Genomic DNA, 21,339 nt, shown 5'->3' with positions numbered 1-21,339 from the left:
CCCGGCGCCCCCGAACACGGCAGTCCGCCGCGATGTCAGGAGATTCTTGATGGACACCGCCTACCTCTGGCCGCCCGACCGGACCTTCTGGACCGGCGCCTTCCCCGACCACACCACCGGGCGGACCACGCCCTTCCTGTTCAAGGGCATCATCCCCGCCACGGCGGCCGGCCCCGACGACGTCCTGGCAGGGTTCGAGGCCATCCGCCGGGCCCACGCCGCCGGCACCGACATCAAGGCGCACGCCCGCGTCTACGTTGGCGAGGACCGCCGCGACGACCTCGTGCCCCAGGCGCTGACCGCCCCGTCCTGGGACGGGGGCGTGGACGCCTTCGTGCCGTGGATACAGGACCTCGCCGGCGCCGAGCGGTTCTCCCTGGTCGTCAACAACCTGGAGACGGTCAGCCCCGCCCTCGCCGCCGGCCTCGGGACCTTCCTCGAGTCCCTCATCGACGGGTGGGGCCTGCCGCTGGGCGGCGCCGAGCAGGTCGCCTTCGCCGGGAACTACGCGGGCACCGCCTTCGGGATCCACGAGGGCTACGAGGACGCCTTCCTCGTCCACCTCGGCCCCAACGCCAAGAACTTCTACTGCTGGCCCGCCGAGCAGTACGAGAAGCTCACCGGCGGCAAGGAGCCCACCTACGGCGACTACCGCGCGCTGCTGGAGGAGGCCGAGCACTTCCTGCTGGAGCCGGGCGACGCCCTCTTCCTGCCCCGCCGGGTCTTCCACGTCGGCACCCAGGACACCTTCTCCGTCTCGGTGGCCATGCCGCTGTACACCTACCCGTACGCGCGGATCCTGCAGAGCCGCATCATCCCGGACGTCCTCGCCACCCTGGCCGGGGACGGGCCCGACGACCCGCTCAACGAGCCCTCCGCGATGGCGGACACGGCCGCCGGGCCCGGCGCCGTCGCCGACCGGCTGGCCGGCGTGGGCCGCGAACTGCTGACCGTCGCCGCCGACCGCGTCCGCGGCGCCGCCCGCCAGCACGCCGAGCAGCGGTGGGCCACCCTGCTGAGCAACGGCGGCTGGGAACTCGTCGAGGGCGACTTCTCCCGCCAGGAAGCCGCGGACGCCTTCGACCCCGAGCAGGTCACGCCGGGCGCCAGCATCCGCCTGATCGCCCCCTACCAGGTGACCACCATGCTCGACGACGGCGACTCCCCCCAGGTCCTGCTGCGCGGCCACCAGCCGGGGATCACCCTCGACAGCGCGGGCCTGGACCGAGACACCGTCACCGCCCTCAACCGCGGCGACACCCTCGTCCTGCCCGACAACGCCGAGCTCCTGACGGCCGTCCGCGCCCTGGGAGCCACCGGCGGCCTGCACCTGACCCCCCACCCCTCCGACGACACCAAGGACGCCGACGCATGACACCCGACAACAGCCTCGTCCAGGCCTACCTGAAGGCCCACCCCGAGACGCAGAGCGCCGTCAACGGCACCCTGCTGGGCAACTTCACCTCCGGCACCGCCCTGGCCACCGCGCACCTGGCCCCGCTGGTCGACTGGGTGTACGCGCGGATCGCCGAGAAGGTGGGCGCCGCCGGCCTCAACGAGCGCCAGGCCCGGATGTACATCGAGGAGCTCTCGGTGTTCGCCCGCTACAACGCCCAGTACCTCAAGGCGGCCGCCACTGCCGTGGAGGGCTACTGCCCCGAGCTCGCGCACGAGCTGCGCCGCAACCACCTGGAGGAGGGCGGCGAGCGCGGCAAGGTGCCCGCGCACTACGTCCTCTACACCAACGCGCTCCTCTCCGACCTCGGCCTGCTCGTCAACGGCCACGTGCCCGCCCCCGAGACCGAGACGCTGGTCAACCTCCACCAGTGGATGGTCGGCTCGCACATGCCCAGCCACATCGCGGGCGCCTACTACGCCACCGAGGCCGTGGCGATCGCCGAGACCGAGATCCTGCGCGACATCACCAACCGCTACGGCGAGCTGACCATCGGCCGCAGCGGCAGCGAGCTCAAGGCCCTGCACTACTACTACGAACTCCACCTCGACGACGAGCACGAGGCGGCCCAGGTCGGCGGCATGAGCGTCGAGGCCGCCCACATCGAGGGCCTGGCGAGGTTCATCAAGGAGAGTGAAACCTTCCACATCGACCTGCCCCAGGCCCTCGACGGCTGGCTGACGATCACGGAGGGGATGACACACTGGTGGGCTCAACTGGCCCACCGCGCCTCGGAGATGAACTGATGAACGCCACCCCCGACATCGTCGCCGCCGCCCAGGAGCGATCCGGCGGATGCCTGTGCGGAAAGATCCGCTTCACCGTTAAGGGCGAGGCCGTCTATCCGCACCTGTGCTTCCCTGATGATTGAGTGAGTTCAAGGGACTCACAGGGGTGGCAGATGGACGAGTGGTGGTTGGTGTTCGTGCCGGATCCGGAGCGGTGGGGGCCGTTGCCGGAGGAGGGGGTGCTGGGGGTCCGCAACCTGCCAGCCGCCCTGGAGGCGGTGGGGCTTCGGCCGGGTGATCCGGTATTTGTACGGCCTGATTTCGTCGTGGACGCAGAGTTGTTGCAGTTCACTCTCTCGCCCGATTTTTGCGACCTGGAGAGAGAATCGCGTCGGAATTATGCGACGGATATTCGGCTGCTCCTGTCGTGGCTTTGGCGGCGGGGCATTCACTGGCGGGCGGCGACCAACGCGGACTTGCGGGCGTACAAGGAATTCCGTGTTGATTCGCCGTTGAATCCGCAGCGAGTCGGCGGTGCGAAGTGGAACCGGGAGGCAGCCGCGCTGACCCAGCTCTACAAATGGGCGAAGGTGAGTCCTCTCCCGTTGGACGTGGGGCGTCGCGCGGACCGGGAGGCAAGCGCGCGTAGCTCTCGGGTGTTGTGGCTGACGCCACGGACCTGGGGTCTGTGGCAAGACCTGGGGCTGCGAGGACTTGGCCGCGACGGCGCGCCGTTGCCCGATTGGGACGGACGAACCGAACTGCGGAACACCTCGTTCGTGGGGCTGGCGCTCAGCTCGGGCCTGCGGCGGCAGGAAGCCGGGTCGATGCTGACGTTCGAAGTGCCGACCCGGCGCCTTCGGTCTGGACGTTACTGCCATGGCCAGGTAGCTCGCGCCCTGTCGCGGTCGAAGCGTGACCGCACCTACTACACCTCGGTCGAGTCGGTGCGTCAGCTCGGTGCCTACAGCGAGTCCGAGCGGACGTGGGCTATCCAGCGTGCCCAGCAGGAGGGCCGTTACGAGGAGCTGCCGCTGATGCGGCTGGTCACGAATGTGACGCACGGCCGGGCTCCGGTCGTGCACTGGGTGGACCGGGACGGCGTGGCAGGCCGACGGGAGTTGACCCTGCTGGACTGGCGTGAGCGGCAGTGGCTGTTCGTGGAGGGGCCGCTCGGTCCGGAGCCGGCGTGGCTGTGGTTGACCGAGCAGGGCATGCCGATGTTGCCGGACCGATGGAACACGGTGTTTTGGCAGGCCAATCAGCGGTGCGAGGAAGCTCTGTTGACGCCGGAGGAGCGAGAGATCCCGCGCCCGCTGAGGTCGGCTGCGGTACGGGGGAAGGCCCCGTACGCGAGCCCGCATGCCGCGCGCCACTCCATGGCGCTCTACATGCTGATCGTGCTGAACGAGCTCATGGACAAGAAGTACGGGCTGACCGCCGCAGACCGGCGCGACTTCGCTCGGCTCTACGGCGACCCGTGGTGGCTGGTGAAGACCTTGTTGGGGCACCGGGACGTCGAGACGACGAAGGAGCATTACCTCAACCCGGTCATGCACATGCAGTTGGAGTCGATCCTCGCCTTCGATGCCGAGGGCGAGCACGGCGAGAGGGACCGGACGAAGGATCTGAACGGCCTGTTCGCCCAGCTGGCCCGGGAAACCTCCGGGATCCAGGATATCGAGCTGCTGGTCGACGCCCTGCCCGTCGCGGCGGCATCGTGAGCGGGCGGGGGCGCAAAGCTGTCCTGCCGCCGCCCGACTTCCAGGCAACCGAGCGGATAGCCGCCGACGGACTGCAGGCCACCGTCGTGAACAAGGAAGGTTTCAAGCGCGTCTTCGACTTCGCCGCGATCGCCGTGCCCCAGCCGATGCGCTGCTCCCTTGCGCGAGCGTTCGCCGCGCAGTCCATGGGATGGAACAGCCACGCGAGCGGTGAGTCATATTGGCGATCTATCGAGGTCTTCGCCCGGTTCCTCAAGGACCAGGGCCAGCCGGCCGAGGACCTGGACGACCTGACCTCTGCCACGCTCCGGCTCTGGCGCAACAACCACAAGGACACTCCCGGCGGGCGCGAGGCCCTGGGCAAGATGCGTACGCTACTGAAGCGCGAGCCGCGGCTGGCGCAGGGCCTGGCTGCAGAGGAACTGGCCCGCCCCGTTCCGAAGAAGGGCAAGCCGTCCAAGCAGTCCTACCGGCCGTCGGAGCGCGACCAGGTGCTGCTGGCCGCCGAACGGCAGTTCCGGGCCGCGCTGCTGCGGATCCGGGAGAACACCGAGCTGCTCGCCCGCTACCGGGCGGGTGCTCTGGCCCCGGACAGCCGTGACTGGAGGATCGGGGTGGCCCTCGAGCACATCGCCGCCACGGGCGAACTGCCCGGATACCCGGACAAAAGTGGGACGGTCTACACCCGAGCCGAAGGGCTGCTGCGCGGAAAGAACCGCGGGAAGACTACGGGTCGGCTGTTCCTGAGCCGGGCGGAACTGACGGCCCTGGCCGTGATGATGACGGACCGCTACGGCTGGAACCTGTCGGTCTACGACCGTATGCACGTGCCCGTCACCACCCCGTCCGCGGGAGATCCCGCCACGGTCACCTACGAGGTACTGGTGGAGAAGCGCCGCTCGGGCGAGGGGCGCTGGTTCGACACGGAGAACTACACCGACTCCGGCGCGGACTCGCCCGGCCGGCTCATCACCCAGGCTCTGGAAGCCACGCAGCAAGGGCGAGCCCTGGCCGCCTCCCTGTCACCCGGCCACGACCTGCTGATGGTCGCGCGCAACCGGCGCCGTACTGACGTGGACTCCAATCTGGACCGGCCCCGGAACGTCGGCCCGCTGTGCTTCGGGGTGTCCAAGGCCGACGCCCGAGTATGGGCGAGGAGTCACAAGATCGGCTCGCCGTTCCAACGCGCTCGCAGGACCACCGTCACCACCACGGGCAAGCCGCTGCAGCACAAACGTGGCACCCACGAGAGCGTTTACGTCCTGCCCGACGAGAACGTGCAGGAGGCCGCCGTGGACGTGATCGCGGCCGGCGCCGAGGAGGCCCACGAACAGGCCCGCGACTACACCTTCAAGGGGCGTCTTGCGAACACGGCCGACGTGGCCCACCAGGAGACCGCGACCGCGGACTGCGCGGACGAGGAGACCAGCCCCTGGCCGGACCCGAGCGGCGGTTGCGGTGCCGACTTCCTGCTCTGTCTGTCCTGCGAGAACGCCCGGGTCCACACCGGCCACCACCCACGCCTCGCGCTCCTGCGCCGCCAGTTGATATCGCTCCGCTCCAGCTGGCCGGAGAAACTCTGGCGCAAGCGATGGGACGAACACCTCCAGCGACTCGATGACCTGCGGACAAAGGTCAACGAGAGCACCTGGGACGCCGCTCTGGCCCGGATCACCGACCGCGACCAAATGATCGTCGACCACCTGCTCAAGGGAGACCTCGCCCCGTGACGACAGCTCTGACCCTCGAGGCCGATCCCTACATCCTTCCCCTGCCGGGGCCGGAGAGCCCGGTGGTCCTGGACCGGTGGATCAGCGCCGGCAACACCCACCCCAACTCCCGCTACAACGACGACGTCTGGTCGATGGGACCGCTGACCGACAATCCCGGGGACAGCCTCCACAAGATCAATTTGAAGAGGTGCCCCGCCTCCCTGCGAAGCGAGCTCAGGCGCCTCATCTGGATCCTGATCAACGGTGAACTGCGCCCCACCTACGTACAGGAACGAGGCTTTCAGAACCGGGGACGCGACGGCGTGATCAGCATGCGCGACAACATCCTGCAGTGGTTGAAGTTCGCGCGCTGGCTCGACCGGCAAGAGGTCTCCCAGCTCAGCGACTGCACCGTGGAGCACTGGAAGGCGTACGCCGCCAAGTGCACCAGCGGCTGCACGCGCGATCACGCCCAGACGATTCTGCGCTGGCTCTCGGACCTGTGGGCCTTCGACCAGCTGTCCGTCAGCCCCTGCGGCATTACGCAGCCGCCCTGGGAGAGCGAGGGCATCGACGACTACCTGCCGGCCGCGACGGGAGAGGCGGGCGGCGAGAACAAGACCGAGCCGCTGGACCCGACCGTGATCGGCCCCTTGCTGACCTGGTCGATCCGCCTGGTCGAGGACTTCTCCGACGACATCCTGGCCGCCTGGACCGAGCGCCGCCGCATGCACGCTCGCGTGAAGGCCACACCGAGCACCCGAGGGGGCCTGGCAGCCGTCAAGAACTATCTGCAGCCGCTGCTCGATTCTGGGGCCCTCCTGCCCGCCACCGTGAGCCGAAAGCACGGCATCACCTTGGCCCACCACTACGTCGCCGCGGTCACGGGAGCCAGCTGGAACCAGGTCCACGACTTCGCTACTCGGCGCGGGCTCCGTGTGCTCGTCGCCCGGCGGCCCGGCCGCAGCCCGATGCCGGTGCCGGTGACGGGCCGGATCGAGGGGCGCCCCTGGCGCGAGTTCATGGACTACGAGGAGACACCGATCCTGATCCAGCACCTGGCCACCGCCGCCGCCATCGTGATCTTGTATCTCACCGGGATGCGCCCCCAGGAGGCCCAATCGCTGCGGTCCGGCTGCTGCCCCGATCCGGAACCCAACGAGGACGGCTCCATGCCGCGGCATCTGATCCGATCCCACCACTACAAGAACGTCCGCGACTCCGACGGCCACCACATCTCCGCTGGTGAGGAGCGCGCCGTCCCCTGGGTCGCGATCACTCCCGTCGTGAACGCCATCCGGGTTCTGGAGCGCATCGTCCCCCAGGGCGAGTTGTTGTTCAGCTCCACCCATCACGATGTCGTCGGCCAGCGCAAGCATCACGGGGCGCTGAAGCGCTCCAGCCTGGGCCGCCGCGTCGAGAATTTCGTGTCGTGGATCAACCAGGAGGCCACCGCCCAGGGCCTGCCCGCCCAAGTGGTGCCGGCGGACCCGCACGGAAACCTGGGACTGAGCCGTCTGCGCAGAACGCTGGCCTGGCACATCGCCCGCCGCCCCGGCGGTCTGGTCGCCCTCGCCATCCAGTACGGACACATGCGCACCGCCCTGGACGCCCGCACCTCCACCGGCTACGGCAACCGCGAGCGTCGAGGGTTCCACGGGGAACTCGACGTCGAGACCGCTCTCGCCGCCGCGCAGACCGCAGCGCGGTTGCGCGACGCCGCAGCGGCCGGCGAGAAGATCTCCGGTCCCGCCGCTCGACGAGCTCTCATCGGAGCCACTTCGATCCCCGCCTTCGAAGGCGCCCTGACCACCCCGAAGGCCGCCGCCAAGTTCCTCGCACGCGACGGCCTCGTACTCTTCGACAACCCGGACTCCTTCCTCATCTGCGCCTTCAAGCGCGACACCGCCCTGTGCGACCCGGATCCCGGGGCGACGGCACCCAACCAGTTCGCCTGCCAGCTCGGTTGCGGCAACGCGGTCCGCACCGACAGGCACGCGCAGGCGGCACGAGAGCACGCTGATCGACTCGATGCGAAGGCAGCCCTGATGCCCCAGCCCCTGGGCGACCGGCTTCGCCTGACCGCCGACCGCTTCCGCGCTCTCGCCGACGCCCACGACTTCGCCGCCCAGTCCGCCGAGGAAGCCATCTCATGAACCAGCAGCACGAGGACGAGCGTTCCCGCATCCGCGCGGCCATGGACCGCCTCCTGGCCGGCCAGCCCACCCGCTCCAACGGCAGCCTCACGGCGGTCGCGCTCGCCGCAGAGGCCGGTGTCCACCGCATGGCGCTGCAAAAGCGCCACGCCGACCTCAAGGAGGAGTTCTACGCGCGGGTACGTATGGAAACGCACCAGGCGCCGGAGGTCGAAAGGCGGCTTCGTCAAGAGGTGGTCCGCCTGAAGGGAGCTCTCAAGGACTCCCGGGCCGCCGAGGCCAAGGCCCGGCATCGAGCGGAGCAGATAGCCCTCGCGGCAGCCGTTCTCATCCTCCGGCAACCCGATGGCCAAGACCAGCCTGTCCCCGACAACGTCATCCCGCTCCGCCCGTCCGGCGATTAGGGAGAGCAGGCCGTTACGCGGCAACGCCGAGTTCCTTGCGGGTCCGGTGGATGAACTCGCGTACGGCCGGCTCGCGCCGCCAGGGGGCGAAGGCGGTGTTGAACTCACGGACATAGCCCTCGGCTCGGCGCGGCGCGACTGGACGCGGGCCGCTGCCGGGCACTGTGCGCCACGCAGATCACCAGCTGAGGCATCGTCTCTACGCGTAGGTCAGCGGGCGGCGGCCCCGGCCGGCTGACTCGCGGGCACCAGGCGCGGCACGATGCGGACGTAGGCGACCATGCCGAGGACCTCGACCAGGGTCTGGGTGACCACGACGACCGCGGCGACGGCCAGATCGCCGGGTAGTGCCAGGGCCAGGGGAAGGACGACGAGGGAGTTGCGGGTTGAGCCGGTGAAGACGATCGCCCGGCTCGCGGGCGGGTCCAGTCGGAACAGGCGGGCCACGGTCTTGCCGGCGAATGCCATCACGACGAGGAACGCCGCGTAGAAGGGAACGACGACGGCGACGTCGGCCAGCCTGTCGCCGAGCTTGGGGACCTGTGAGGCGACCACGACCAGCAGCGTGGCGGCCATGAGCGGCACCATCGTGGTGGTCGCCGCGTCGGAGACCTTCTGTCCGGCCGGGCGGCGCGCTGCCCACGCCTGCAGGCCCCAGGCGAGGGCGAGCGGGATGACGATCAGAACGATGAACGCCTCGACGAACGGGCCGATCTCGACGATGTCGGCGAGCTCCGAGCCCATGAACAGGTACAGGAATCCCGGGAGCAGCAGCATCTGTGCGACGAGCAGCACCGGGGTGGCGGCGAGCAGGCGGCGGCTGGAGCCGCCGGCAAGTCCGGAGAAGACGATCACGTAGTCCACGCACGGGCACAGCAGCACCAGCAGGACCCCGAGCCGTACGGCCTGGTCGGCGGGCAGGAATACGAACATCGCGGCGACTACCAGCGGCACCACCACGAAGTTCACCACCACCGCGGCGGACAGGAACCGGCCGTCACGCATCGACCGCCGCAACTCGGCGGCGGGGACCTGGAGGAAGGTGACGAACAGCAGCGCGCCGAGGACCGGATTGATCGCGTGTTCCAGCCCCGGCCCGAGCCCGGGCGCCATCCAGCCGAGCAGTCCGCCGGCGGCCATCGCCCCCAGATAGTTCGCGACCTGGTGGTGCTCCATCCGCTCGACCAGGCCCTGCGGTTGCTGCTGCGACACTCGAACTGCTCCTTCGTACTTGCCGCGCCGCCTCGTGGCGGCGTGCTCTCATCCTCACAGGCCACCGTCCTCGGCCCGGCCGTGGCTCCCGCTCAGCGAGCGGCCTGACTGCCGCCCGTCTCCGGTGGCGGGCCCACGGTGGGCATCCCGAGGTCGGCCGACACCGGTGCCGTGCTGCAGGAGGCTGTGCGGCGGCGGTGCCGTACGACGAGGATGCCGAGTCCGGCGGCCACGGCCAGGACCACCAGGGCTGGCATCCAGAGCGCGCCGAGCGCCGAGGTGACGCCGATGGCGCCCAGGACGGCCAGGAGCGGGCCCGCGCAGCACACTGCGCAGGCAGCGACCGCGGCCGCGCCGGCACCGAGCGTGCCCCAGGGCCGGGATGGACGAGGAGGGGAGGCGGTCATGCGCGTGCTCCGAAGAGGTCAGCCAGCATCCCGGCGGCGGACTCGGGCGCCCGCACCTCCAGCTGGAGAGCGGTCGGGGTCAGGTGCAGGGTGAAGTCGAAGAACGCGCAGCAGCCCTGCTCCGCTGCGGCAAGGGCCGCGAGCTCGCCAGCCAGCTCCGCACCGGCGGGGAAGGTCAGGCACATGCCGTCGTCGATCTCCTCACAGTGATCGGCCTTGCCCACCAGCCGCTGCCACTGCTCGGTGCGCTCGCCCAGCTCGGCGCCACCGAGGGTGCAGGCGACCGGGGCGTCCCGCCACGACTCGGCGTCCGGGGACAAACGGGTCGGCGACAACGTGATCGGCACCGGCCCGGCCGCCGGCACCGGCCCGGCCGCCGGCACCGGCCCGGCCGCCGGCGCCGGGCCGGTCGTGGTGCAGCCACAGTCAGGCCCGCACGCCCCCGCGGGCGCAGGGCCGGACAAGTCGGTGTGGACGCCGGCCAGGTGAGCGGAGAACGCGCGCAGCTCGGCGATCCGGCCGTCCGTCTCAGCGATCCGGCCCGCGACCAGCGGCAGCATCCGCGCCCGCACGGAGGCGCACACCCCATCCTCGCGAATGTCGAGGAGTTCGCGGATCTCTTCCAGGGCCAGCCCCAGGAGCTTGGCCGAGGAGATGAAGGCCAGACGCTCCACCGCATCCTCGCCGTACATCCGGTACCCGGACGGCGTGCGGTCGGCGGGCAGCAAACCGGTTTCCTCGTAGAAGCGCAGCGTCGTAGCCGGAACGCCGGAGCGCTCGGCCAGCTGCGATATGCGGTAGCTCGTCACACAGCCGACGGTAAACCTTCGACCCGACTCGAAGGTCAAGCCGGAATATGTAGCGCTATGGGCTCGGGGAGGGCCGCGAGGCTGTTCGGCTCCAGGCGGGCGCCGAGGGTGGCGGCGAAGTCCTCTGCGCGGGCGAGCTGGACGCGCAGCTTCTCCACCTGCTCCATTGCAGCCTGCTCGTAGACGCGCACACGGTCCAGCAGGTTCTCGCGCTCGTCGCTATCGAGGGCCTCGCCGCTGTCGAGGCGATCGGTGGCGTCCAGGAGGTCGCGCATCTGGTCGAGGGTGAAGCCGAGCGGTTTCATGCGGCGGATGACCATGAGCCGGGCGACGTCGGTCTCGGTGTAGAGGCGGAAGCCGCCCTGGGAGCGGGCGGAGGGGATGACCAGGCCGGTCTCCTCGTAGTGCCGGATGGTGCGCAGAGACAGCTCTGTCCGTGCGGCGACTTCGCCGATCTGCATGTGCTTGTCGTCCACGTCCGTGCCTGGCCCTTCGCGTCGCAGTGGCCCGCGTCCTGTGCGACCCCACCAGCCTCTACTCTAACGTTAGGGTAGAGTTGATAATGGCGAGGGCGGCCCAGCTGCCTCGCTACTGCCGTTCCGGGGCCGATGGCGCCCCCGGCGAAGATCCCGATTCTTGCAGGAGAGAAGCGTGCGCGAGCCCATGACGCCCATCGCCGCCGCCTGCCCGCCGTGACCCTTCGCCCCTGGATGTGAGCCGACGGCGCCCCGCGCCAGGCCCGGCATCCGTCCTCCCCATGACTTCCGGCCCGCCCTGCGGGTCGTCCGCGGGGTGCCGTCCGGCCCCTGCGCGTCCTTCCCGCACGCCTCAGCCTGCCGGCGGGGTGTGCCTGAGTACGACAGGTACGCATCTCCTTGTCTTCTGCTGCTGTGACTCCCGCCGCGCGCCTGCGCGGCCTGCGCCCCGACTGGCTGAACGATCCGAAGGTCTGGCGCACCGAGGTCCTGGCCGGCCTGGTCGTCGCCCTCGCCCTGATCCCCGAGGCGATCTCGTTCTCGATCATCGCCGGGGTCGACCCAGCGGTCGGCCTGTTCGCCTCGTTCACCATGGCCGTCACCATCTCCATCGTCGGCGGACGGCGCGCGATGATCTCCGCCGCCACCGGCGCCATCGCCCTCGTCATCGCGCCCCTCAACCATGAGCACGGTCTCGGCTACATGATCGCCGCCGTGATCCTCGCCGGTGTCATCCAGGTCGCGCTCGGCGCGCTCGGCGTCGCGAAGCTGATGCGGTTCGTGCCCCGCAGCGTGATGGTCGGCTTCGTCAACGCCCTCGCCATCCTGATCTTCATGGCGCAGGTGCCGGAGATGCACGACGTGCCCTGGGCCGTATACCCGCTGATCATCGGCGGCCTGGCGCTCATGGTGTTCTTCCCGAAGGTCACCAAGGTGATCCCGGCACCGCTCGTCTCCATCGTCATCCTCACCGTCATCACGGTCGCGGCCGGAATCGCCGTGCCCACCGTCGGCGACAAGGGCGACCTGCCGTCCTCGCTTCCGGTCCCAGGTCTCCCCGACGTGCCGTTCACCATGGACACCCTGACGACGATCGCCCCGTACGCCTTCGCGATGGCACTGGTCGGCCTGATGGAATCGCTGATGACCGCGAAGCTCGTCGACGACATCACCGACACCCACTCCTCCAAGACCCGCGAGTCCATCGGCCAGGGCATCGCCAACATCGTCACCGGATTCCTCGGCGGCATGGGCGGCTGCGCCATGATCGGCCAGACGATGATCAACGTGAAGGTGTCCGGCGCCCGCACCCGCCTCTCCACGTTCCTGGCGGGCTCGTTCCTGATGGTGCTGTGCATCGTCTTCGGCCCGGTCGTCTCCGACATCCCCATGGCCGCCCTGGTCGCCGTCATGGTCATGGTGGCCTTCGCGACCTTCGACTGGCACTCCATCGCCCCCAAGACACTGAAGCGGATGCCCACGGGGGAGATCGCCGTCATGGTGATCACCGTGATCTGCGTCGTCGCGACCGACAACCTCGCCATCGGCGTCGTCGTCGGCTCGGTCACCGCGATGGTCATCTTCGCCAAGCGCGTCGCCCACCTCGCCCGCGTCTCCGCCATCACCGACCCCGACGGCACCTCGGTGGTGTACTCCGTGACCGGCGAGCTGTTCTTCGCCTCCTCCAACGACCTCGTCGGCCAGTTCAACTACGCCGCCGACCCCGACAGGGTCATCATCGACCTCTCCGAAGCCCACATCTGGGACGCCTCCTCCGTCGCCGCACTCGACGCCATCGAGACCAAATACGCCCAGCGCGGCAAGACGGTGGAGATCACCGGCCTGAACAACCTCAGCGCCGACCTCCACGGCAAGCTCACCGGCGAACTCACCAGCCACTGACCCCCCGCTACCGCATAGCGAGGACCCCGGCCGCGGCCGGGGTCCTCGCCGTTGTCCACCGACGGGACGGCCGCCTGCCGCCGGTGACCCCTGCCAGATATTCACCGCCGGCAGCACGGGACGATGCGGTGAACGCGTGACGGCTCGGGAGCGATGCCGGTTTTCAGAGAACCGGACGAACCCTGAGCGTGCCCCCGGTGCTTTCCCCCGAAGGTGGAGTCGCGCCGTAGCCACAGGGGCGGCCACCAGGGAAGATGCCCGTCATGACTACTGGCCACAACGTCGCTTCTCTGCGCTCGACCCAGCCGGCGCCCGTGGTGTTCGGTGCGGGAGCGGCCATCGGCGTTCTGGGCGGGATGGTCGGGCTGGGTGGCGCGGAGTTCCGCCTGCCGCTGCTGATCGGCCTCTTCGGATTCGCCGCGCTTTCGGCCGTCATCCTGAACAAGGCGATGAGTCTCGTCGTGGTCCTGGTCGCGCTGCCCGCCCGGCTGGCAGCGGTCCCGGCCGCCGAGGTGGCCGCACGCTGGCCCGTCGCCGTCAACCTGCTGGCCGGCAGCCTGGCGGGTGCCTGGATGGGAGCGAGCTGGGCGGTACGCATGCGCACCGCCACCCTCTACAAGGTCCTGGCGGCGCTGATGGTGCTGATGGCCGCTGCGCTGGTCGTCACGCACACCACCACCCTGGGGACACTCGCACTGCCCCTGTGGGCTCAGGTGCCCAGCGGCATCGTGGCCGGCTTCGGCATCGGCGTGGTCGCGGCGATCATGGGTGTGGCCGGAGGCGAGCTGCTGATCCCCACGATCGTGCTGCTGTTCGGCGAGGACATCAAGACCGCAGGAAGCCTTTCCCTGCTGGTGTCACTGCCGACGATGCTGGTGGCCTTCGCCCGATACAGCCGCGACGGCAGCTTCGCCGTCCTCGGCGCCAACCTCCGCTTCACCCTGGTCATGGCCGCAGGCTCCGTCGCCGGGGCAGTACTCGGCGGACTGCTCCTCGGCGTGTTCCCGGACCTGGTACTCATGCCCGTGCTGGCCGTGATCCTGCTCATCTCCGCTGTCAAGCTCGCCCGCCACGACTGACAGCCTCGGCGCTGCTCTGCACCCGGCACAGCCTCTCTCCTTTACACAGCGGACCCACAGCGTCACCCTCTCCGAGGCCCACATCTGGGCCGCCTCCTGCGTCGCTGCCCCGCCCATCGTTGTCCACCGACACTCCGCGTGACCCCGGTCTGCGATCACTGGAGCAAGGAGCCGGCCAGTGCGCCGCCGAGGGCGGCTGCGCCCAGGCCGGCGGAAACGCTGACGACCGCGTTGGCCGCGGCGAAGTACTTCGCTCCGGTTTCCGCCAGGCGCAGGCTCTCGAAGGAGAAGGTGGAGTAGGTGCTGAGCGTCGCGCACAGGCCCGGGCCGATGAGGTGCTGTAGCGCTTCGGGGACGGTGGTGGCGGTCGTGGCGCCGGTGAGGAAGCCGAGGCCGGCGCAGGCGGCGACGTTGACGCTGAAGGTCCCCCCACGGGAAGACGGTGTCGTGGCGGGCCTGGACGGCGCGGTCGGTGAGGTAGCGCAGGGGGGCACCGAAGATCGCGCCGAGGATGACCATCAGCCAGTTCATGACCGCTCCGGTTCTCCGCCCGCGTGCGGGAGCACGGCGAGGCGGGTGAGTGCGGCGGTGGCCCAGATCGCGGCGAAGGCCCGGCCGGCGCTGCCGGGGCTGCGAAGTTCAGCGACAGCGGTGCGCACGACCAGGGCCGCGACGATCACGGCCGGGGCGATCAGGCCCGCGTCCACGCCTGATCCTCGGGTCCGTCCACGTGGTACGGGGCGAGGCGCCCGTAGTGACGGCTGCGGCGTCCCAGTACCACGGCGGCCAGCACACACGCGGCGAAGGAGGCGAGCAGAATCGCCCCCTTGGCATCGGTCAGGTGCGCCTCGCTGGTATAGGAAAGTTCAGCGATCAGCAGGGAAACAGTGAACCCGATCCCGCCGAGGACGGCGATCCCGGCGATGTCCGGCCAGGCGAGCTGCGGGTTGAGGTGCGCGCTGGTGAACCGGTTCGTCAGCCACGTGGCACCGAAGATCCCGACGAACTTCCCGGCCAGCAACCCGGCGAGGACTCCCCAGGTGATGGTGGAGGTGAAGAAGCCGCCGGCGCCGGACAGGGAGACCCCGGCCGACATCAGCGCGAAGACGGGCAGCGCGATCCCGGAGGAGAACGGCCGCAGGACCTCTTCCGTCCGGTGCGAGGGCGAGACCGTCTCCCCGCCGCGGGTACGGGTGCGCATCAGCAGGCCCATGGCGACGCCCGCGATCGTGGCGTGCACCCCAGAGGCGTGCATCAGGGCCCAGACCACCACGGCCAGCGGGCCGAACAGCAGCCACCCCGGCACCACGCCCCGCACCCGGGTCACGGCCCGGCCCTTGCCGTTCTGGAGGTAGCCGAAGACGAGCAGGCCGACGGCGGCGAGCGCGAGCATCGTGAAGTCGAGGCCGGTGGTGTAGGCGACGGCGATCACCAGGACCGCGCACATGTCGTCGACGGTTGCCAGGGTGAGGAGGAACGTCCGCAGGGGCGTGGGCAGGTGGCGGCCGACCACGGCGAGGACGGCCACGGCGAAGGCGATGTCGGTGGCCATCGGAATGCCCCACCCGCCGGCCGCCTCACCGCCCGCGGTGGCGTTGACAGCCAGGAAGACCAGGGCGGGCACGGCGACACCGCCGATGGCGGCGGCGATCGGCAGCGCGGCCCGGCGCGGGTCGCGCAGCTCGCCGTGGACGAGCTCCTGCTTCAGCTCGTTGCCGACGATGAAGAAGAACACCGCCAGCAGCCCGTCGGCCGCCCACGTCCCCACGGACAGATCGAGGTGCAGGGCAGAGGGGCCGAAGGTCAAGGAGCGCAGCGACTCGTAGGAGCCGGACAGGGGCGAGTTCGCCCAGACCAGCGCCAGCACGGCAGCACCGATCAGGAGCGAACCGCTGACCGCATCCGAGCGCAGGGCAGCAGTGATCCGCGAAACAGCAGACATGAAAGAGACGTCTCCAGCAGGACGAAGGGGCCTGACAGCACACCGGCCTCCGGCCGGTGGTGCGCCTCCGCGCAAGAAGGCGGTGGGCTCAGCAGCCCTTCGGTGGGCAGACGCTCATGACCGCGCCCCACGTGCTCACGTACCCGTTCGTACCGATCGGGCGCCGCTCCAGCGGCTCAACACGAGCAAGAGTGGCGATCTGCCCCGCGAAGGAGACAGGAGGACGGTCGCGCATAAGCGTGCCCCTCCTCTGCATGGTCTCCGATCTTAAGCGCCAGCCTAACAAGCACCGACCTTCGCGAACTCGTGCGTGTCCAAGGCAACGGCCGTGTTCGAGTACCGGCACAGGCGCAGCGACGGACTGGCAGTAGGTGTGGTCGATGACGTCGCCTGCGGCGAGGACACCAGGCAGGCTGGACGCTCGGCCTCGCTCGGCAGGCCGAGCCTGTCGTAGGCGGAACCGGGCGTGACGATCACCGGCGGGGCGCGGTGCACGCCGACGCAGTCAGACCCTTCGCCAACCTGAAGCCGCAGCTCAATGGGCTGGTGTGACGCAGTCCGCTCACAGGCGCAGGCTAGCGGCCCCGGCACGGAGACGTCTCGGTACATCATCCGTGCTCACCCTCCGTCGATTTCATCCGATGGAATCTTTCATCAGATGAAACGGTGGAGGGAGAACCCTGGTCGGAAACTACCGTTGCCGGCGCGACCAGAGGGGGACGCAGATCCTTCCGCCTGCCAGTCCGGGGCCCCGCACGGAGGCCGCTGGCTCCTCGCAGTGACGGCGCAATAGAGGCGGATACAGTGCCCTCGTCGGGGCTACCGGGACAAAGGTCGACCGTGAGCTGGGAATGTGACCGGCGCCGTCAAAGGAGGTTCGGTGGCCTGGGTCGCGTTGGCCATTGCAGGTGTGGTGGAAGTCGTCTATGCGGCTGCGTTGGAGCGGTCCCAGACCTTCACGCGGTTGTGGCCCACCGTGGTGTTCCTGGTGGGCGTAGTGGTGAGCATGACGGGGTTGGCCTATGCGGTGCGCACCATCCCGGTGGGCACCGCATATGCGGTGTGGGTGGGAATTGGTGCTGTGGGGACCGCCACTTACGGCATCACCGTGCTCGGCGAACCGGCCACCCTCGCACGGCTGGGCTGTCTGTTCCTGATCGTGGCTGGAGTGGTCGGGCTCAAGCTCCTGCACTGAGCAGGGCATCGGTTGGCCTGCTGACAAGACTCCGGACAAGTTCGTCGGGTTCGGCACGCCACCCCGGAGGTCCGGACAGGCACTGTGCCCCTGGCGCGATGCCCGATGGACCGTCCGCGCCCTCGGACGCCTCTCGGCCACGGTTTCGGCGCCCCGGCCTGTGACGCCTCGGCGATCGGCGCCCGCGGCCAGAGCCGCCAACAGCGTCCTGGCGATCATGGAAGCGATGGCACACTGATGGGCTCAACTTGCCCATTGCGCCCGGGAGATCACCTGATGAACGCCACCCCCGCCGCCGACGCTCAGGGAGCCGAAGGAGCCGAGGCACGTACCGGCGGCTGCCTGTGCGGCCGCATCCGTTTCACCACCCGAGGTCCGGCAACTTTCCCTCACACCTGTGCATGTGGGCACTGCCAAAAGCTAGGCGGCACTCCGGTGATGTGGTGGGTGGGGTTCGAGACGGTCACTTGGACGGGCGAGAGCGAGCCGACTTGGTACGAGACCTTCGAGGGCGAGGCGAAGCGCGCCTTCTGCCACCACTGCGGCAGCCGCCTGGCGGCGATCGACAGCGACATCCCGGAGATCGGCATCAACGTCACCGCCCTCGACGACACCACCGGCCCAGACCTCGTGCCGATTCACGCGTCCTTCCGCGACAACGCCGTGCACTGGCTGCCCCCGGTGCCGGAGACCGAGCACAGCACGGCCGGTTGACCGCCCGTCCACTGGTGTAGGTTCGTCTTTCGCCCGTCCCTTTCTTCCTGACGGTGGCCTTTGTCCGGCCCACGGCACAGCACGGTGAGACGAACCCCTGTCCGATCGTTCGCTCGCAGTCGTGCTGATCCTGTCCTTGATCTACGCAGCGGCGCGCCGGCCGAGGCCATCCCTTGCAGTTCACCGCCCTCGGCAAACAGGCCATCGGGACCACCGAGGTGCCGGCCGACAACAGGGGCTAACGGGGATGGGCCGGGCGGCTGTGTGGGGCACCTGCCCGGCCACGCCCACTGGCGGTGTCAGCAGCAGCCGTCGGAGGTACTGCCGGCCAGGATCTGCTCGATGACCGGTCGCCCGGCCTCGAAGGCATCGGCTACGGGCAGGACCCGCGCGTCGGGGTGCTCGGCCAGCCAGTCCTTCGCGGCGTCGGCGCTGGCGAAGAAGTGGACCTGGTTACAGAACGAGCTGCGGACGGTCGTCGGCGCGTCGGGGGCGACCAGGGAGACGACGGCCGTGGTCGGCTCCACGTCGATGGGTCCCTCGGGCGTCGCGGTGAGGCGGACTGGTTCTCCGGTTGCCCGGCACGGGGAGGTCACCTTCGCGGTGTGGCCGAGGACGGCGGGGAAGGCCAGGGTGTCCAGCGCGCACCAGGTGTAGAAGGTGTGGCCGCCGGTCTCGTAGCGGTGCGGGGTGGGGTTGAAGGTGAGGCCGAAGCCGATGATGCGGCCCTCCGCGTCGTACTCGGTGTCCGGCATCGCGGCCAGCGCCTCGCGGATCTCGGCTTCGGGGCGGCCGGCCTGATCGGCGAGAGCGGGGATGGTGACCGGCTCGCCGGTGGCCAGCAGCGTCTGCAGCGGCCTTACCAGCCACATCCGCAGGCCGGGGGAGCTGGTGAGGGATGCGACAAAGCGGGTGGCGAACTGCTGGGTGTCGGTGTCCACGGCGGTTCCCTCCGGGGTTGTGGATGGGTGTGTCCGATACCTGGACCGTAGGGTCTGACCCCGGGGTGAGGGTCAAGCCCGGATGTTGCCTCCCCTCGGGTCGCCCGCCCAGCAGTCCCCGCTCCCGCCCGCGTCCGCAAGGTCGGCGCGGTGCGTCTTCTCGAACGCATCGATCCTGGCGAGGCTCTGCTCGGCGGTGGCGATGCGGGCCCTCAGCCGCTCTCGGGCCGCCTCCAGCCGCTCCGCCAACGCCGGGCCGAACGGCTGGCCGGTGCGCTCCAGGTAGGCGGTGGTCAGTTCGCGGATCTCGGCGACGGTCAGCCCGAGGCCACGCAGTTCGCCGATCCACCGCACGCACCACAGGGCATCGGCGGTGAACAGCCGGTAGTTGGCCGGGCTGCGGCCCAGCGTGTAGATCAGCCCCAGGTCGGTGTACTCGCGCAGCGTCTTGACCGGGACACCGGTGCGCCGGGAGAGCTCACCGACGGTCATCGGCCGCGTCCGCTTCACGTTCATGATCAGTCTCCGGTCTGTCAGCCGGCGCAGCAGGACAGCTTGGCAACGTCCGAGGTGAAGCTCTGGGCCGCGAGCTTGAGCCCTTCGGCCATCGTCAGGTACGGCGCCCAGGTGTGGGCGAGCTGGTCAACGGTCATCTGCGCCGTGATGGCATAGGTGGCGGCGGTGATGATGTCGCCGGCACCATCGGCGAGCACGTGCGCGCCGAGCAGACGCCCGGTGCGCGCATCGGTGACGAGCTTGACCAGGCCGCGGGTGTCCCGGTTGGCCAGGGCCCGCGGCACGTACGCCAGGTCCAGGGTGCGGCAGTCGCAGGGGATGCCGGCCTCGGCCACTTGGTTGTCGGTCATTCCGACCGAGGCGATGGCGGGGCTGGTGAAGGTGACCCGCGGCAGCGCCGTGTAGTCCAGGGTCCGCTCCGCCTCGTCCAGGGCGTTGTCGGCGACGAGGGTGCCGTGCGCGGCGGCGACGTACACGAACTGCGGGTGGCCGGTGACGTCCCCAGCGGCCCAGATCCGCTCGGCGGTGGTGCGCAGGTATTCGTCCACGATGATCTCGCCGCGCGGCCCGGTCTTCACGCCGACCGCGTCCAGGTTCAGTCCGGTGGTGACCGGGCGGCGGCCGGTGGCGATCAGCAGCTGCTCGGCCCGCCGCTCGATGTCCGGCCTGTCGCCTCTGGTGGCGGTGAGGGTGTAGCCGGTCTCGTCGCGGCGCACGGCGACCAGGGCCGTGCCGGTGTGCACGGTGATGCCCTCCTCGGCGAGGACTGCTTCGAGGGCCGCGGAGATCTCGGGTTCCTCGAACGGGGCGAGCCGGTCCAGGGCCTCGATGATGGTGACCTGGGTGCCGAGGCGGGCGAAGAGCTGGGCCTGCTCCAGGCCGACCGCGTTGCCGCCCACCACGACCATCGACTCCGGCAGGTGGCCCAGCTCCATCGCGGTGGTGGAGGTCAGATACCCGGCCTCGTCCAGGCCGTCGACGGGCGGCGCCCACGGGGCGGAGCCGGCGGCGATCAGGTAGTGGTCGGCGTCGATGCGCTGGGTGCCGCCGTCGTTCAGCGCCACCTGAAGGGCAGGCCCGTCGGTGAAGGCGGCGGAGCCGTGGACGATCTCGAAGCCGTACCCGGCCGCGAGGTCGGTGTACTTCTCCGCCCGCAGCTGGGCCACCAGCGCATCCTTGCCGCTGATCAGGGCCGGGAAGCCGACCGGGCCCGCGCCGGCGGCGATGCCGGGAAACCGGTCCGCCGCTTGGGCGCCGTGGCGGGCCTCGGCAGCGGCCAGCAATGCCTTGGATGGCACGCAGCCGACGTTCACACAGGTGCCGCCGGTCGTGCCGCGCTCGACGAGCACCACACTCCTGCCCTTGTTCTGGGCGGCAATGGCGGCGGCGAACGCCGCCGAGCCCGAGCCGATCACGGCCAGATCGAATCCGGAACGCGTACCGGTCATTGTGCTGCCTCCTCGTTGCGGGCCGGGCTACGGGGCCCCAGGTTTTCTATGCGGGTTGCCGAATACCAGACTGTCACCATACTATGCGGTTAGGCGAATAGAAGCATGTGGAAAGGGACTGCCCATGACATCCACCCCCGCCCCCGCATCCCTCGGCCCGGCCGCCCACACCGACATCGCGTGCACCCACCTGGACACCACCGCCCGCTTCTTCAGGGCCCTGTCCGACCCCACCCGGCTCAAGCTCCTGGAGTTCATCCTGCGCGGGGAGCGCACCTCCGCGGACTGCGTCGAGCACGCCGGCATCTCCCAGCCGAGGGTCTCGGTGCACCTGTCCTGCCTCGCGGACTGCGGCTACATCACCGCCCGCCGCGACGGTAAGAAGCTGCGCTACTCCGTCGGCGACCCGCGCGTGGCCGACCTGGTGCTGCTGGCCCGCTCACTGGCCGCGGACAATGCCGCCGCGCTGGACTGCTGCCCGCGCATCCCGTCGGCCGACCGTGCCTGAACAGCAAGGA

Annotated in this window: 22 protein-coding genes and 1 pseudogene; 13 read left to right on the top strand and 10 right to left on the bottom strand. The window is 69.8% G+C overall.

The window, feature by feature from the left end; all coding sequences use genetic code 11:
• Positions 1-49: 49 nt before the first annotated feature.
• Genes ACGFYH_RS30010 through ACGFYH_RS29980 form a run of 7 tightly spaced genes read left to right on the top strand, consistent with a single transcriptional unit; the run spans position 50 to position 8,180 of the window.
• The gene (locus ACGFYH_RS30010; RefSeq protein WP_393806316.1) at positions 50-1,375 is read left to right on the top strand and encodes a JmjC domain-containing protein; all 1,326 of its coding nucleotides are present in this window, start codon (positions 50-52) and stop codon (positions 1,373-1,375) included.
• A complete protein-coding gene (locus ACGFYH_RS30005; protein WP_393806315.1) occupies positions 1,372-2,202 on the top strand; it encodes a DUF3865 domain-containing protein in 831 nt (276 codons plus the stop codon). The genes ACGFYH_RS30010 and ACGFYH_RS30005 overlap by 4 nt, the downstream gene beginning before the upstream one ends.
• Positions 2,202-2,327: a hypothetical protein gene (locus ACGFYH_RS30000; RefSeq protein WP_267881977.1), complete on the top strand. Its 126-nt coding sequence runs from the start codon at positions 2,202-2,204 to the stop codon at positions 2,325-2,327. Before ACGFYH_RS30005 ends, ACGFYH_RS30000 begins: the two co-directional genes overlap by 1 nt.
• A gap of 30 nt (positions 2,328-2,357) precedes the next feature.
• Positions 2,358-3,908, top strand: a complete 1,551-nt coding sequence (locus ACGFYH_RS29995; RefSeq protein WP_393806314.1) for an integrase — start codon at positions 2,358-2,360, stop codon at positions 3,906-3,908.
• The gene (locus tag ACGFYH_RS29990; RefSeq protein ID WP_393806313.1) at positions 3,905-5,638 is read left to right on the top strand and encodes a hypothetical protein; all 1,734 of its coding nucleotides are present in this window, start codon (positions 3,905-3,907) and stop codon (positions 5,636-5,638) included. Before ACGFYH_RS29995 ends, ACGFYH_RS29990 begins: the two co-directional genes overlap by 4 nt.
• Positions 5,635-7,776 (top strand): integrase, encoded by a 2,142-nt coding sequence (locus ACGFYH_RS29985; RefSeq protein ID WP_393806312.1) that lies wholly within the window; start codon positions 5,635-5,637, stop codon positions 7,774-7,776. The genes ACGFYH_RS29990 and ACGFYH_RS29985 overlap by 4 nt, the downstream gene beginning before the upstream one ends.
• Positions 7,773-8,180, top strand: a complete 408-nt coding sequence (locus ACGFYH_RS29980) for a hypothetical protein (protein ID WP_393806311.1) — start codon at positions 7,773-7,775, stop codon at positions 8,178-8,180. The genes ACGFYH_RS29985 and ACGFYH_RS29980 overlap by 4 nt, the downstream gene beginning before the upstream one ends.
• A gap of 210 nt (positions 8,181-8,390) precedes the next feature.
• On the opposite strand, the gene ACGFYH_RS29975 is transcribed toward ACGFYH_RS29980, so the two are convergent.
• From ACGFYH_RS29975 to ACGFYH_RS29960, 4 genes are all read right to left on the bottom strand, one after another.
• Complete coding sequence (locus tag ACGFYH_RS29975; protein ID WP_393806350.1) at positions 8,391-9,356, bottom strand: arsenic resistance protein; 966 nt, start codon at positions 9,354-9,356, stop codon at positions 8,391-8,393.
• Between the two features lie 128 nt (positions 9,357-9,484).
• Positions 9,485-9,799 carry a hypothetical protein gene (locus ACGFYH_RS29970; RefSeq protein ID WP_393806310.1) on the bottom strand — a complete coding sequence of 105 codons (315 nt, stop codon included), beginning with the start codon at positions 9,797-9,799 and terminating at the stop codon, positions 9,485-9,487.
• Complete coding sequence (locus ACGFYH_RS29965) at positions 9,796-10,608, bottom strand: heavy metal-responsive transcriptional regulator (RefSeq protein WP_393806309.1); 813 nt, start codon at positions 10,606-10,608, stop codon at positions 9,796-9,798. Before ACGFYH_RS29965 ends, ACGFYH_RS29970 begins: the two co-directional genes overlap by 4 nt.
• Before the next feature lie 35 nt (positions 10,609-10,643).
• Positions 10,644-11,084: a MerR family transcriptional regulator gene (locus tag ACGFYH_RS29960; RefSeq protein ID WP_393806308.1), complete on the bottom strand. Its 441-nt coding sequence runs from the start codon at positions 11,082-11,084 to the stop codon at positions 10,644-10,646.
• Between the two features lie 399 nt (positions 11,085-11,483).
• On the opposite strand from ACGFYH_RS29960, the gene ACGFYH_RS29955 reads away from it, so the two are divergent.
• A complete protein-coding gene (locus ACGFYH_RS29955) occupies positions 11,484-12,986 on the top strand; it encodes a SulP family inorganic anion transporter (protein WP_393806307.1) in 1,503 nt (500 codons plus the stop codon).
• 263 nt (positions 12,987-13,249) lie between these two features.
• Positions 13,250-14,065: a TSUP family transporter gene (locus ACGFYH_RS29950; RefSeq protein WP_393806306.1), complete on the top strand. Its 816-nt coding sequence runs from the start codon at positions 13,250-13,252 to the stop codon at positions 14,063-14,065.
• 155 nt (positions 14,066-14,220) lie between these two features.
• Here ACGFYH_RS29950 and ACGFYH_RS29945 read toward each other — a convergent pair.
• The 3 genes and pseudogenes from ACGFYH_RS29945 to nhaA form a co-directional block, all read right to left on the bottom strand.
• A pseudogene (locus tag ACGFYH_RS29945) lies at positions 14,221-14,596 on the bottom strand (fluoride efflux transporter FluC).
• A complete protein-coding gene (locus ACGFYH_RS29940; RefSeq protein ID WP_393806305.1) occupies positions 14,593-14,772 on the bottom strand; it encodes a hypothetical protein in 180 nt (59 codons plus the stop codon). Before ACGFYH_RS29940 ends, ACGFYH_RS29945 begins: the two are co-directional and overlap by 4 nt.
• Entirely contained in the window at positions 14,757-16,007 is a 1,251-nt protein-coding gene (gene nhaA / locus ACGFYH_RS29935; protein WP_393806304.1) for a Na+/H+ antiporter NhaA, read from the bottom strand. The genes ACGFYH_RS29940 and nhaA overlap by 16 nt, the downstream gene beginning before the upstream one ends.
• Before the next feature lie 310 nt (positions 16,008-16,317).
• On the opposite strand from nhaA, the gene ACGFYH_RS29930 reads away from it, so the two are divergent.
• The 3 genes from ACGFYH_RS29930 (at position 16,318) to ACGFYH_RS29920 (ending at position 17,916) form a co-directional block, all read left to right on the top strand.
• Positions 16,318-16,461: a hypothetical protein gene (locus tag ACGFYH_RS29930; RefSeq protein WP_393806303.1), complete on the top strand. Its 144-nt coding sequence runs from the start codon at positions 16,318-16,320 to the stop codon at positions 16,459-16,461.
• Between the two features lie 426 nt (positions 16,462-16,887).
• Entirely contained in the window at positions 16,888-17,202 is a 315-nt protein-coding gene (locus tag ACGFYH_RS29925) for a DMT family transporter (RefSeq protein WP_393806302.1), read from the top strand.
• Positions 17,203-17,649: 447 nt separating this feature from the next.
• On the top strand, positions 17,650-17,916 hold the full coding sequence (locus ACGFYH_RS29920) for a GFA family protein (protein WP_393806301.1): 267 nt from the start codon (positions 17,650-17,652) through the stop codon (positions 17,914-17,916).
• A gap of 299 nt (positions 17,917-18,215) precedes the next feature.
• Here ACGFYH_RS29920 and merB read toward each other — a convergent pair whose 3' ends face one another.
• The 3 genes from merB to merA form a co-directional block, all read right to left on the bottom strand.
• Positions 18,216-18,857 carry an organomercurial lyase MerB gene (gene merB, locus ACGFYH_RS29915; RefSeq protein ID WP_393806300.1) on the bottom strand — a complete coding sequence of 214 codons (642 nt, stop codon included), beginning with the start codon at positions 18,855-18,857 and terminating at the stop codon, positions 18,216-18,218.
• Positions 18,858-18,929: 72 nt separating this feature from the next.
• The gene (locus tag ACGFYH_RS29910) at positions 18,930-19,373 is read right to left on the bottom strand and encodes a MerR family transcriptional regulator (protein WP_393806299.1); all 444 of its coding nucleotides are present in this window, start codon (positions 19,371-19,373) and stop codon (positions 18,930-18,932) included.
• A gap of 17 nt (positions 19,374-19,390) precedes the next feature.
• Positions 19,391-20,821: a mercury(II) reductase gene (gene merA, locus ACGFYH_RS29905; protein WP_393806298.1), complete on the bottom strand. Its 1,431-nt coding sequence runs from the start codon at positions 20,819-20,821 to the stop codon at positions 19,391-19,393.
• A gap of 124 nt (positions 20,822-20,945) precedes the next feature.
• Here merA and ACGFYH_RS29900 point away from each other — a divergent pair, with 124 nt between their 5' ends.
• Positions 20,946-21,329, top strand: coding sequence for an ArsR/SmtB family transcription factor (locus tag ACGFYH_RS29900; RefSeq protein ID WP_393806297.1), 384 nt, complete (start codon positions 20,946-20,948; stop codon positions 21,327-21,329).
• The last annotated feature ends 10 nt before the right edge of the window (positions 21,330-21,339 follow it).

This window comes from Streptomyces sp. NPDC048392 (assembly GCF_043200575.1).
Classification (GTDB): domain Bacteria; phylum Actinomycetota; class Actinomycetes; order Streptomycetales; family Streptomycetaceae; genus Streptomyces.
The sequence above is the reverse complement of the archived record's forward strand: the minus strand, read 5'-3'. Positions and strand labels throughout refer to the sequence as shown.

Bases quoted from the DNA above. Each gene is read 5' to 3' on its own strand.
- ACGFYH_RS30010 (WP_393806316.1), top strand. From the start codon at position 50: ATGGACACCGCCTACCTCTGGCCGCCCGACCGGACCTTCTGGACCGGC.
- ACGFYH_RS30005 (WP_393806315.1), top strand. From the start codon at position 1,372: ATGACACCCGACAACAGCCTCGTCCAGGCCTACCTGAAGGCCCACCCC.
- ACGFYH_RS30000 (WP_267881977.1), top strand. From the start codon at position 2,202: ATGAACGCCACCCCCGACATCGTCGCCGCCGCCCAGGAGCGATCCGGC.
- ACGFYH_RS29995 (WP_393806314.1), top strand. From the start codon at position 2,358: ATGGACGAGTGGTGGTTGGTGTTCGTGCCGGATCCGGAGCGGTGGGGG.
- ACGFYH_RS29980 (WP_393806311.1), top strand. From the start codon at position 7,773: ATGAACCAGCAGCACGAGGACGAGCGTTCCCGCATCCGCGCGGCCATG.
- ACGFYH_RS29975 (WP_393806350.1), bottom strand. From the start codon at position 9,356: ATGGAGCACCACCAGGTCGCGAACTATCTGGGGGCGATGGCCGCCGGC.
- ACGFYH_RS29970 (WP_393806310.1), bottom strand. From the start codon at position 9,799: ATGACCGCCTCCCCTCCTCGTCCATCCCGGCCCTGGGGCACGCTCGGT.
- ACGFYH_RS29950 (WP_393806306.1), top strand. From the start codon at position 13,250: ATGACTACTGGCCACAACGTCGCTTCTCTGCGCTCGACCCAGCCGGCG.
- nhaA (WP_393806304.1), bottom strand. From the start codon at position 16,007: ATGTCTGCTGTTTCGCGGATCACTGCTGCCCTGCGCTCGGATGCGGTC.
- ACGFYH_RS29910 (WP_393806299.1), bottom strand. From the start codon at position 19,373: ATGAACGTGAAGCGGACGCGGCCGATGACCGTCGGTGAGCTCTCCCGG.
- merA (WP_393806298.1), bottom strand. From the start codon at position 20,821: ATGACCGGTACGCGTTCCGGATTCGATCTGGCCGTGATCGGCTCGGGC.
- ACGFYH_RS29900 (WP_393806297.1), top strand. From the start codon at position 20,946: ATGACATCCACCCCCGCCCCCGCATCCCTCGGCCCGGCCGCCCACACC.